Genomic DNA, 11,779 nt, shown 5'->3' with positions numbered 1-11,779 from the left:
GGGAGGCTTGGACGAGGCGAAAACCGCGTCCAAGCCTCAAATGTGTAAACCATGTCCCCGGTTTACTATGTAAACGATGTCTCCGGTCGTACACCCGCGAAAGGGCCGGTACTGTCTAGTCCAGTAGCTCGCGCGGCACATCATGCTTGGCCAGCAACTGGCACTGCTGGCTCTCCACGTCGAACAGAATGAACGCCTGCCCCTTGGCCAACGCTTGGCGCACTCGCAGCACGCGAGTTTCCAGCGGCGTGTCGTCGCCGTTGTCGGTGCCGTCGCGGGTGACGAAGTCTTCGATCAGGTGGGTCAGGGTTTCGGCTTGCAGTTGCTCGTAGGGGATCAGCATGGGCGGCATTCGGCTTGGTTGAACGATGCGCCCATGCTACGCGAAATGTTTCAGCCCTTGTTACCCACCAGGCTGTCGACTGCTGGCACCCGCGTCTCGCTTTCCATCTGCGCATCATGCTCCAGCTGGTGACTGAAGCGCTCCAGCGAGGCGTTGGCCGGGTTGGAGTCGCTGGCGAATACCGGCGGGCTGAGCAGGTAACCCGACAGCAGGCGGCTGAGCGCGGCCAGGCTGTCGATGTGGGTGCGCTCGTAGCCATGGGTGGCATCGCAGCCGAACGCTATCAGCGCAGTGCGAATATCATGCCCTGCGGTGACTGCCGAGTGAGCATCGCTGAAGTAATAGCGGAACACGTCGCGCCGCACCGGCAAGTCCTGATCGCCGGCCAGCTTCAGCAGGTGGCGTGACAGGTGGTAGTCATAAGGCCCCGAGGAATCCTGCATGGCCACGCTGACGGCATGTTCGCTGGAGGCTTGGCCAGGCGCGACCGGGGCGATGTCGATGCCGACGAATTCGCTGACGTCCCAGGGCAGGGCGGCAGCGGCGCCAGAACCGGTTTCTTCGGTGATGGTGAACAGCGGGTGGCAGTCGATCAGCGGCTGACGGCCACTTTCCACCACAGCCTTCAACGCCGCGAGCAGGGCCGCCACACCGGCTTTGTCGTCCAGGTGACGGGCGCTGATGTGGCCACTTTCGGTGAATTCCGGCAGCGGGTCGAAGGCGACGAAATCACCGATGGCCAGTCCCAGGGCTTCGCAGTCGGCGCGGGTGGTGCAGTAGGCGTCCAGTCGCACTTCGACGTGTTCCCAGCTGACCGGCATCTGGTCGATGGCGGTGTTGAACGCGTGCCCGCTGGCCATCAGTGGCAGCACGCTGCCGCGAAATACGCCGGTGTCGGTGAACACGCTGACCCGGCTACCTTCGGCGAAGCGGCTTGACCAGCAGCCCACCGGCGCCAGGGCCAGGCGGCCGTTGTCCTGCAACTGGCGCACGCTGGCGCCGATGGTGTCGAGGTGGGCCGAGACGGCGCGGTCGGGGGAGCTTTGCCGGCCCTTGAGGGTGGCGCGGATGGTGCCGCGACGGGTCAGCTCGAAGGGGATGCCCAGTTCGTCCAGGCGCTCGGCGACGTAGCGCACGATGGTGTCGGTGAAGCCGGTCGGGCTGGGAATGGCGAGCATCTCCAGGAGGACGCGCTTGAGGTAGTCGAGATCGGGTTCGGGGTAGTGTTCAGACATGTGTACTCCTTCGCCGGCCCTTTCGCGGGCAAGCCCGCTCCCACAGGCTCACTGCAATACTTGTGGGAGCGGGCTTGCCCGCGAAGAGGCCGTCATGGTTTTACGCCAACGCCCGGCTCTGCGGGAACAGCAGGTCGACAAAGCGCTCGGCCGTTGGCTGCGGTTCATGGTTGGCCAACCCGGCGCGCTCGTTGGCCTCGATGATCACGTAGTCCGGGTGCTCGGCATCGCGCACCATCAGGTCCAGGCCCACCACCGGGATATCCAGCGCCCGCGCAGCACGCACAGCGGCATCGGCCAGCACCGGGTGCAGGCGCTCGGTGACGTCTTCCAAGGTGCCGCCCGTGTGCAGGTTGGCGGTGCGGCGCACGGCCAGGCGCTGGCCGGCGGGTAGCACGCTGGCGTAGTCGAGGCCCGCGTCGCGCAGGGTGCGCTCGGTTTCGTCGTCCAGCGGAATACGGCTTTCACCCCCAGTGGCGGCCTGGCGGCGCCGGCTCTGCGTTTCAATCAGCGCCTTGACACTGTGTTTGCCGTCACCGATCACCTGCGCCGGGTGGCGGATGGCGGCGGCCACCACTTCGTGGCCGATCACCAGAATGCGCAGGTCCTGGCCAGGGTGGAAGCTTTCCAGCAACACGCGGCTGTCGAAGCGGCGGGCGTGATCGATGGCCTGGCTGACTTCGTCGTAAGTGGTCAGGTTGACCGCTACGCCCTGGCCTTGTTCACCATCCACTGGCTTGACCACCAGCGCGCCATGCTCGTCGAGAAACGCCAGGTTGTCGTCGGCATTGCCGGCCAACTGCTGCACCGGCACCTGCAGACCGGCGTTGTGAAGGGCTTGCTGAGTCAGGCGCTTGTCCTGGCAGAGGGTCATGCTGACCGCGCTGGTCAGGTCGCTCAGCGATTCGCGACAACGCACCCGGCGCCCGCCCAGGCTGAGGGTGAACAGCCCGGCGGTGGCATCGTCCACCTGCACGTCGATGCCACGTCGATAGGCTTCATCGACGATGATCCGCGCATAGGGGTTGAGCCCGGCTTCGGGGCCCGGGCCGAGGAACAGTTGCTGGTTGATGCCGTTCTTGCGCTTGACCGCGAAGGTTGGCAGGTTGCGAAACCCAAGTTTTTCATACAGCCGCTTGGCTTGGCGGTTGTCGTGCAGCACCGACAGGTCCAGGTAGGCCAGACCACGGCTCATGAAGTGCTCGATGAGGTGGCGTACCAGCACTTCACCGACGCCTGGGCGGGTGCAGTGCGGGTCGACGGCCAGGCACCAGAGGCTGCTGCCGTGCTCGGGGTCGTCGAAGGCCTTGCTGTGGTTCAGGCCCATGACACTGCCGATGACAGCGTGGGTGTCTTCATCCTCGGCCAGCCAATACACCGGCCCACCCAGGTGACGCGGGGTGAGCAGGTCGGGCTGCACCGGCAGCATGCCGCGCGCCTGGTACAGACTGTTGATCGCCTGCCAGTCGGCGTCGCTCTGCGCACGGCGGATGCGAAAGCCGCGGAACACCCGCTGCGCCTGGCGGTAGTCGGAAAACCACAGGCGCAAGGTGTCGGAGGGGTCAAGGAACAACTGCTGCGGTGCCTGGGCCAGCAGCTGTTGTGGCGCCGCCACGTAAAGGGCGATGTCGCGCTCGCCGGGGCGCTCTTCCTGCAGCGCCTCGGCCAGGGTCGCCGGGTCCGGGTAGGTGTGGCCGATCAGCAGCCGGCCCCAGCCGCAGTGCAGGGCACGCGGCTGGTCGTGGGGTTCGCTGCCATCGCCGGCCAGGCGCGCCTGCAGGCGCTCGTAGGACGGCGTCTGGCCGCGCAGCAGGCGCTGACCGTAAGCGATCTCATGGGGCTTCATGGGTCAGATTCCTTGTTCGCTCAGCCACAGGTTCAGGGCTGCCAGTTGCCACAGCTTGGAGCCGCGCAGCGGGGTCAGCTGGCCGTGCGGGTTGCTCAGCAGGCGGTCGAGCATGGCCGGGTTGAACAGCCCACGGTCTTGGCTGGGATCGGTCAAAAGCTCGCGCACCCAGCCCAGCGTTGCGCCTTCCAAATGCTTGAGGCCGGGCACTGGGAAGTAACCTTTCTTGCGGTCGATCACTTCGTGGGGGATGACACGGCGCGCCGCCTGCTTGAGCACCTGCTTACCGCCGTCCGGCAGCTTGAAGCGCGCCGGAATGCGCGCCGACAGCTCGACCAGACGGTAATCGAGGAACGGCGTGCGCGCTTCCAGGCCCCAGGCCATGGTCATGTTGTCGACGCGTTTGACCGGGTCGTCGACCAGCATCACCGTACTGTCCAGGCGCAGCGCCTTGTCCACCGCGTCGGCTGCGCCGGGGCGGGCGAAGTGTTCGCGGACGAAGTCGCCGGCCGCATCGGTTTCCAGTAGCCACGGGGCCTGTACCGTGTCGCGGTATTCGGCGTGGCTGCGGTCGAAGAAGGCTTCGCGGTAGGCGTTGAAGGGGTCTTGCGCGCCGTCGACTTGGGGGTACCAGTGGTAGCCAGCGAACAGCTCGTCGGCGCCCTGGCCGCTCTGCACGCCCTTGCAATGTTTGGCCACTTCCCGCGACAGCAGGTAGAAAGCGATGCAGTCATGGCTGACCATCGGCTCGCTCATGGCACGGAATGCGGCCGGCAGCTGGTCGATGATCTCGTGCTCGGCGATGCGCAGCTGGTGGTGGCGGGTGCCGTAGTGCTTGGCGATCAGGTCAGAGTACTGGAACTCGTCGCCGCGCTCGCCGCCTGCATCCTCGAAGCCGATGGAGAAGGTCGACAGGTCGTCCACGCCGACCTCACGCAGCAGGCCGACCAACAGGCTGGAGTCGACACCGCCGGACAGCAGCACACCCACATCCACGGCCGCGCGTTGGCGAATGGCCACGGCATCGCGAGTGGCGTCCAGCACACGGGTGGTCCAGCCTTCCAGGTCGAGTTCGCGCTCGTCGGGGTTGGGGCCGTAGTGCAATTGCCACCAGGTCTGGCGCTCGACTTCACCGTGGCGGTCGATGCGCATCCAGGTGCCAGGTTCGAGCTTCTGCACGTTGGCCAGCAAGGTGCGCGGTGCCGGCACCACGGCGTGGAAGTTGAGGTAATGGTTGAGCGCCACCGGGTCGAGCATCGGGTCGATGTCGCCACCTTTGAGCAGCGCTGGCAACGTCGAGGCAAAGCGCAGGCGCTCGCCATTGCGCGACAGGTACAGCGGCTTGACGCCGAGGCGGTCGCGGGCCAGGAACAGGCGCTGGTGGTCGCGCTCCCAGATGGCCAGGGCAAACATGCCGTTGAGCTTGGGCAGCAAGGCTGCGCCCCAGGCGTGGTAGCCCTTGAGCAACACCTCGGTGTCGCCGTCGGACCAGAAGGTATAACCCAGGTCCTGCAGCTCCTGGCGCAGTTCGGGGAAGTTGTAGATGGCACCGTTGAACGCCAGCGACAGGCCCAGGGTGTTGTCGACCATGGGCTGCGCCGAGCCGTCGGACAGGTCCATGATTTTCAGGCGGCGGTGGCCGAGGGCGATCGGGCCCAGGCTATGGAAGCCCCAGGCGTCGGGGCCACGCGGCGCCAGGTGATGGGTCATGCGCTCTACCGCGGCGAGGTCCGCCGGGCGAGGGGCTTGGTCGAAGGGGGTGAAACGAAACTCTCCTGCTAATCCGCACATAGGTCCTTACCGGTTTTTCCGTTGGGGAATCAGTGCCCCGGATTAGGGCACCTGTAAGGAACTGACCTGAGCGATTTGTGAGAGTTTTAGATCAATCTGTTATATGTCGCGGCAAATAGCCGGTGGGAGCGGCTTTAGCCGCGAAGCCAGCGACGCGGTGGATGGCACCGGCTATGCCGGTGTTCGCGGCTGAAGCCACTCCCACTGTGGGCTGCATTTATCGCTCATTTACCGCGTATCAACTTGCGCAACCCGAACCGATTCGGATGACACGCCTCAGCCACCGCCCGAGGCAGCGGCAGCGGCTCGCCGCTGGCCCAAGCGGCAATCAACTCGCCCGAAAGCGGCGCCGTTATCAACCCCCGCGACCCGTGGCCACTGTTCACATACAGCCCGTCCAGCCAAGGGCAAGGCTCCTCGGGCACCTGCCGCGCGTCCTTGCTCAAGACGGCATAGGCGTCGGCAAATGCAGCAGGGTCGGCGAGCGGTCCGACAATCGGCAAATAATCCGGGCTGGTGCAGCGAAACGCCGCACGCCCCTGCAGTTGCTCAGGGTCGAGTGCCGCGCTGCCCAGGCGCTGGGCCAGGTCCGGGGAGATTTCATCCAGCAGCGCCAGATTACCCTGATGCTCCGCCACGGTCGGGGCCAGGTCGTCGCTATGGAAGTCGAAGCTGGCGCCCAGGGTGTGTTCGTCACCCCGTGGCGGCGCCACGTAGCCTTCGGCACAGACCACGGTTTTCAGCGCCCGGCTGCCTTCGGTCAGCGGCAGGCGGGTGATCTGCCCGCGGATACGCTTGAGGGGCAGCTGTGCGCAGGCGTCGAAGCGCTTCACCTCGGCGGCTCCAGCCAACACTGCCAGCGGCGCACTGGCCAGCAAGGTTTCGCCCGCCCAGGCTTGCCACAGGCCATCGGCCTTGCGCAGTTCGAGTACGTCCTGATGCACCTGCACGCTAATGTTCGGATGATTCAGTTGCGCCTGGCAAAGCGCCGGCGGATGCACCCAGCCGCCCTCCGGATAGAACAGCCCGCCCGCAGGCAACGCGACACCAGCAATGGCTTCGGCTTCCTCACGCCGCAAGGCGCGCAGCAAACCATCGTCGAACGCCTCGGCGAGCTTGCCCTGGCGCTCGGCCTCCTTGCTGTCGAACGCCAGTTGCAGAACCCCGCAGACATCCCAGTCCTGCCCGCGCTGCAACTGCTCAAGTTGACGGCGGGTATAGCCGAAACCGGACAAGATCATCTGCGACAACGCCGTGCCATGCGCGGAGAGTTTGAGGTATAGCACGCCTTGCGGGTTGCCGGATGCTTCGCGGGCCGGGGCGTCGTGACGTTCCAATACCGTCACTTGCCAGCCACGTGCGGCCAGGCTGGCGGCACTGGCGCTGCCGGCGAGCCCCGCACCGATCACCAGCGCCTGGCGCGGGGCGTCGATGGCGCTTGGCCGGGCATACCACGGCGGGGTCAGGGCAGGGGCAGGCGGGCCGCTATAGACGCCGCTCATCACTTCCCATTTCTTGCCAAGGCCCGGCACCTTTTTCATGGTGAAACCGGCCTCGACCAAACTGCGACGCACCCAACCGGTGGTGGTGAAGGTACCCAGCGCGGTACCTGCGCGCGACAACCGCGCCAGTTGCGCGAACAATTCAGGGGTCCACATGTCGGGGTTCTTCGCCGGGGCGAAACCGTCGAGGAACCACACGTCGATGCTGGCATCGAGCTGCGGCAGCTGTTCGAGCACATCGCCGATCAGCAAGGTCAGAGTGACCCGGCCATGGTCGAAGGTGAACTGCTGGAAGCCCGGATGCACCGCCACATACTGCGCCAGAAACGGTTCGCTGAACGCCGCCAGCTCTGGCCACAGGCGCAGCGCACGGGCCATGTCGGCGTGGCCGAGGGGGTACTTTTCGACGCTGACGAAATGCAGGCGGGCGTCGCTCGGGGCCTGTTCGGTGAACAGCTGCCAGGCACAGAAAAAGTTCATGCCGGTGCCGAAGCCGGTTTCGCCGATCACCAGGCAGGCGTGCGGCAACAGCTCAGCGAAGCGTTGCGCCAGGCCGGTCTGTTCAAGGAACACGTAGCGGGTTTCGTCGGTGCCTTCGTTTTTCGAAAAATAGACGTCGTCGTATTGCCGCGAATGAGGGCGGCCCTGGTCGTCCCAGTCGATCTGGGCATGCTGGAGGAGGGTGGACATGGTTGGCTCGGTTGCAGCGGATGAGGGATTTTATGACATCTGCAGGTTTTGCGCAGGGCTACAGGCCGGTCACAAATCCGCTAGTCTTGCTTATCCATTGAAGGAGCCCCTGCATGTTCGAATCCGCCGAAATCGGCCACAGCATCGACAAGGAAACTTACGAGGCAGAAGAGCCCGCCCTGCGCGAGGCCCTGCTCGAAGCCCAGTACGAACTCAAGCAACAGTCGCGCTTTCCGGTGATCGTGCTGATCAATGGCATCGAGGGCGCCGGCAAGGGCGAGACGGTCAAGCTGCTCAACGAGTGGATGGACCCGCGCATGATCGACGTGCTGACCTTCGATCAGCAGACCGACGAAGAGCTGGCCCGGCCACCGGCCTGGCGCTATTGGCGGGCGCTGCCGCCGAAGGGGCGGATGGGTGTATTTTTCGGCAATTGGTATAGCCAGATGCTTCAGGGACGGGTGCATGGGCTGTTCAAGGACGCCGTGCTCGACCAGGCGATTGCCGGTGCCGAGCGCCTGGAGCAGATGCTCTGCGACGAAGGCGCACTGGTCATCAAGTTCTGGTTCCACCTGTCCAAGAAACAGATGAAGGCGCGGCTCAAGTCGCTCAAGGACGATCCGCTGCACAGCTGGAAGATCAGCCCGCTGGACTGGCAGCAGTCGGAGACCTACGACCGCTTCGTGCGCTTTGGCGAACGCGTGTTGCGCCGCACCAGCCGCGACTACGCGCCGTGGCACATCATCGAAGGTGTCGACCCGCACTACCGCAGCCTGGCCGTGGGCCGCATTCTATTGGAAAGCTTGCAGGCGGCACTGGCCGTCAACCCGAAGGAAAAGCACCACGGCAACATCGCCCCATTGGGCCGCAGCATCGACCAACGCAGCCTGCTCGGCGCGCTGGACATGACCCTGCGCCTGGACAAGCACGATTACCAGGAGCAACTGGTGACCGAGCAGGCCCGCCTGGCCGGGCTGTTGCGCCACAAACACATGCGCCGGCATGCCCTGGTGGCGGCCTTCGAGGGCAATGATGCCGCCGGCAAGGGTGGGGCCATCCGCCGCGTCGCCGCCGCGCTCGACCCCCGGCAATATCGCATCGTGCCGATCGCTGCGCCCACCGAAGAGGAGCGGGCGCAGCCGTATCTGTGGCGCTTCTGGCGGCATATTCCAGCACGCGGCAAGTTCACCATCTTCGACCGCTCCTGGTACGGCCGGGTGCTGGTGGAACGCATCGAGGGGTTCTGCACGCCCGCTGACTGGATGCGCGCCTATGGCGAGATCAATGATTTCGAGGAGCAGTTGGTCAACGCCGGCGTGGTGGTGGTCAAGTTCTGGCTGGCGATCGACCAGCAGACCCAGCTGCAGCGCTTCCAGGAACGTGAGCAGATCCCGTTCAAGCGTTACAAGATCACCGAGGACGACTGGCGCAACCGCGACAAGTGGGACCTGTATGTCGATGCGGTGGGCGATATGGTTGACCGCACCAGCACCGAGATCGCACCCTGGACCCTGGTCGAGGCCAACGACAAGCGCTGGGCGCGGGTGAAGGTTTTGCGCACTATCAACGAAGCCTTGGAGGCGGCGTTTGCCAAGGACAAGAAGTAGTCAGTTCCGGCCTCTTCGCAGCTAAAGCCGCTCCCCCCTGGTACCCCGCTCCACCCTGTGGGAGCGGCTTTAGCCGCGAAGAGGGCGACATTAATGCCCAGAAGGAATGACCTGATGAATTCTTTTCCTTCGGCGCCAGACAGCAAGCCTTTAGACTCCAGGCACCCCCGCCACGGGCTCGATCGAGGATTTCATGCACATCACTTCCGGACGCTGGGGCTATGGCCTGTTCCTGGCGCTGTTGACCGCACTGCTTTGGGGCATCCTGCCGATCAAGCTCAAGCAGGTGCTGCAGGTGGTCGATCCGCTGACGGTCACCTGGTTCCGCCTGCTGGTGTCTGGCGGTTTGTTGTTCGCCTGGTTGGCGAGCCAGCGCCGCTTGCCGTCGTTCAATAAGCTGGGGCGCAAGGGCAAAGGCCTGGTGGCCGTGGCCGTGTGCGGGCTGATGGGCAACTACGTGCTCTACCTGGTCGGCCTCAAGTTGCTCAGCCCGGGGACGGCGCAACTGGTGGTGCAGGTTGGCCCGGTGCTGCTGTTGGTGGCCAGCGTGTTCGTGTTCAAGGAGCGCTTCAGCCTGGGACAGGGCCTGGGGTTGGTGATTCTGCTCGGGGGCTTCGGCCTGTTCTTCAACCAGCGATTGGAAGAGTTGCTGACCTCGTTGGGCGCCTATACCACGGGCGTATTGACCATTCTGTTGGCTACCAGCATCTGGGTGTTCTATGCCCTGAGCCAGAAGCAGCTGCTGACGGTGTGGAATTCGCAGCAGGTGATGATGGTGATCTACCTGTGCTGCACGGCGTTGCTGACGCCCTGGGTGCACCCGCTGGAAGCGTTGCAGCTGACCCCCTTGCAAGGCTGGCTGCTGCTGGCCTGCTGCCTGAATACGCTGGTGGCCTACGGGGCATTCGCCGAGGCGCTGGCGCATTGGGAGGCATCGCGGGTGAGCGCCACGCTGGCGCTGACGCCGTTGGTGACGTTCGTTGCGGTGGCGATTGCGGCGTGGGTGTGGCCGGATTATGTGCAGGCTGAGGATATCAATGCCCTGGGGTATGTCGGCGCGGTGACGGTGGTGCTAGGGTCGACGGTGGTGGCATTGGGTCCGTCGTTGGTGGCGGGATGGCGGGCACGTTTGGCGCGGGCTAATTGATTGTCTGGACCGGCCTCTTCGCGGGGCAAGCCCGCTCCCACAATGTTCGACTCGACACTGTCACTGTGGGAGCGGGCTTGCCCCGCGAAGAGGCCGGCACAGCCAACCGATCAATCAGCCCTTGCCGCCAGGGGCCAGCATGTTCTCCGGCCTGACCCACTCATCGAACTGATCATTGGTTAGATACTTCAACTCCAAAGCCGCCTCGCGTAGCGTCTTGCCCTCGCTGTAAGCCTTCTTGGCAATCTCCGCCGCCTTGTCATAACCGATATGCGGGTTCAGCGCCGTCACCAGCATCAATCCGCGCTCCAGGTGCGCCGCCATCTGCTCGGCATCCGGCTCGATCCCCGCCACGCAATGCTGCTGGAAGTTGCGGCAACCGTCGGCCAGCAGTTCGATCGACTGCAAAAGGTTGTGAATGATCACCGGCTTGAACACGTTCAACTGCAGGTGCCCTTGGCTGGCGGCAAAGCCGATTGCCGCGTCATTGCCGAGCACCTGACAGGCCAGCATCGACAGCGCCTCGCATTGGGTCGGGTTGACCTTGCCCGGCATGATCGAGCTGCCCGGCTCGTTGGCCGGCAGGCGCACCTCGGCCAGGCCCGCGCGGGGGCCGGAGCCGAGCAGGCGCAAGTCGTTGGCGATTTTCATCAAGGCCACCGCCAAGGTCTTGAGCGCGCCCGCGAGGCTGGTCAGCGGCTCATGGCCGGCGAGGGCGGCGAACTTGTTCGGGGCGGTGACGAACGGCAGACCGGACAGCGCGGCCAGCTCGGCGGCGATGGCTTCGGCGAAGCCATGCGGGGCATTCAGCCCGGTGCCCACGGCGGTGCCGCCCTGGGCCAGCTCACACACTGCTGGCAAAGTGGCGCGGATGGCGCGTTCGGCGTAGTCGAGCTGGGCAACGAACGCCGACACTTCCTGGCCGAAGGTGATAGGTGTGGCGTCCATCATGTGCGTACGGCCAGTCTTGACCAGCTTGTGGTGGCGCGCCGAGAGCTCGGCCAGCCCCGAGGACAATTCAGCGATCGCGGGCAGCAGATGCGCATGCACGGCCTGCGCGGCGGCGATGTGCATGGCAGTGGGGAAGCAGTCGTTTGAACTCTGCGAGCGGTTGACGTGATCGTTGGGGTGCACCGGCGTCTTGCCGCCGCGGCCCTTGCCGGCCAGTTCGTTGGCCCGCCCGGCTATCACTTCGTTGACGTTCATGTTGCTTTGCGTGCCGCTGCCGGTCTGCCAGACGACGAGCGGGAATTGCGCGTCGTGTTCACCGTCCAGCACTTCGTCGGCGGCCTGTTCGATCAGCCGGGCGATGTCGGCCGGCAGGTCGCCATTGCGGTCGTTGACGCGTGCAGCGGCTTTCTTGATCAGCGCCAGGGCGTGCAGCACCGCGAGCGGCATGCGTTCCTTGCCAATGGCAAAGTTGATCAGCGAGCGCTGGGTCTGCGCACCCCAGTAGGCGTCCTCAGGAACTTCGACCGGGCCCAGGCTGTCTGTCTCGATACGGCTCATGCTGCTTCACTCCTTTGTCAGTCAGAATCAGCAGTTTAGGCCCTCATGCGAACGTGCGGTTCATTCGCTCGTCGTGCTACTTGAGCGCTGTGCCTGTGCAGGCGCAGAA

The 11,779-nt window shown here is 64.9% G+C and carries 8 protein-coding genes; 2 read left to right on the top strand and 6 right to left on the bottom strand.

Going from position 1 to position 11,779, the window contains the following annotated elements; translation table 11 throughout:
* Positions 1–115: 115 nt before the first annotated feature.
* The 5 genes from ACZ6YA_RS08740 to mnmC all read right to left on the bottom strand — a co-directional run bounded on the left by ACZ6YA_RS08740 (position 116) and on the right by mnmC (position 7,407).
* Positions 116–343, bottom strand: coding sequence for a YheU family protein (locus ACZ6YA_RS08740; protein ID WP_403133279.1), 228 nt, complete (start codon positions 341–343; stop codon positions 116–118).
* A 50-nt stretch (positions 344–393) separates the two neighbouring features.
* A complete protein-coding gene (locus ACZ6YA_RS08735; protein WP_465896706.1) occupies positions 394–1,578 on the bottom strand; it encodes an osmoprotectant NAGGN system M42 family peptidase in 1,185 nt (394 codons plus the stop codon).
* Between the two features lie 100 nt (positions 1,579–1,678).
* Positions 1,679–3,424, bottom strand: a complete 1,746-nt coding sequence (ngg, locus tag ACZ6YA_RS08730) for an N-acetylglutaminylglutamine synthetase (protein WP_465896705.1) — start codon at positions 3,422–3,424, stop codon at positions 1,679–1,681.
* 3 nt (positions 3,425–3,427) lie between these two features.
* The gene (locus ACZ6YA_RS08725; RefSeq protein ID WP_465896704.1) at positions 3,428–5,215 is read right to left on the bottom strand and encodes an N-acetylglutaminylglutamine amidotransferase; all 1,788 of its coding nucleotides are present in this window, start codon (positions 5,213–5,215) and stop codon (positions 3,428–3,430) included.
* Positions 5,216–5,439: 224 nt separating this feature from the next.
* Complete coding sequence (gene mnmC, locus ACZ6YA_RS08720; RefSeq protein WP_465896703.1) at positions 5,440–7,407, bottom strand: bifunctional tRNA (5-methylaminomethyl-2-thiouridine)(34)-methyltransferase MnmC2/FAD-dependent 5-carboxymethylaminomethyl-2-thiouridine(34) oxidoreductase MnmC1; 1,968 nt, start codon at positions 7,405–7,407, stop codon at positions 5,440–5,442.
* 113 nt (positions 7,408–7,520) lie between these two features.
* Here mnmC and pap point away from each other — a divergent pair, with 113 nt between their 5' ends.
* Together pap and ACZ6YA_RS08710 are read left to right on the top strand one after the other, a co-directional pair.
* A complete protein-coding gene (gene pap, locus ACZ6YA_RS08715; protein WP_465896702.1) occupies positions 7,521–9,014 on the top strand; it encodes a polyphosphate:AMP phosphotransferase in 1,494 nt (497 codons plus the stop codon).
* Between the two features lie 193 nt (positions 9,015–9,207).
* Positions 9,208–10,161, top strand: coding sequence for a DMT family transporter (locus ACZ6YA_RS08710; RefSeq protein WP_465896701.1), 954 nt, complete (start codon positions 9,208–9,210; stop codon positions 10,159–10,161).
* Positions 10,162–10,275: 114 nt separating this feature from the next.
* Here ACZ6YA_RS08710 and ACZ6YA_RS08705 read toward each other — a convergent pair whose 3' ends face one another.
* Positions 10,276–11,670, bottom strand: a complete 1,395-nt coding sequence (locus ACZ6YA_RS08705; RefSeq protein WP_465896700.1) for a class II fumarate hydratase — start codon at positions 11,668–11,670, stop codon at positions 10,276–10,278.
* Positions 11,671–11,779: the final 109 nt, after the last annotated feature.

It is taken from the genome of Pseudomonas sp. NPDC090752 (assembly GCF_055584805.1).
This window is presented reverse-complemented; position numbering and strand designations above follow the sequence as displayed.

Coding starts and splice junctions, on each gene's coding strand:
- pap (WP_465896702.1), top strand. CDS start 7,521: ATGTTCGAATCCGCCGAAATCGGCCACAGCATCGACAAGGAAACTTAC.
- ACZ6YA_RS08725 (WP_465896704.1), bottom strand. CDS start 5,215: ATGTGCGGATTAGCAGGAGAGTTTCGTTTCACCCCCTTCGACCAAGCC.
- ACZ6YA_RS08740 (WP_403133279.1), bottom strand. CDS start 343: ATGCTGATCCCCTACGAGCAACTGCAAGCCGAAACCCTGACCCACCTG.
- ngg (WP_465896705.1), bottom strand. CDS start 3,424: ATGAAGCCCCATGAGATCGCTTACGGTCAGCGCCTGCTGCGCGGCCAG.
- ACZ6YA_RS08705 (WP_465896700.1), bottom strand. CDS start 11,670: ATGAGCCGTATCGAGACAGACAGCCTGGGCCCGGTCGAAGTTCCTGAG.
- ACZ6YA_RS08735 (WP_465896706.1), bottom strand. CDS start 1,578: ATGTCTGAACACTACCCCGAACCCGATCTCGACTACCTCAAGCGCGTC.
- mnmC (WP_465896703.1), bottom strand. CDS start 7,407: ATGTCCACCCTCCTCCAGCATGCCCAGATCGACTGGGACGACCAGGGC.
- ACZ6YA_RS08710 (WP_465896701.1), top strand. CDS start 9,208: ATGCACATCACTTCCGGACGCTGGGGCTATGGCCTGTTCCTGGCGCTG.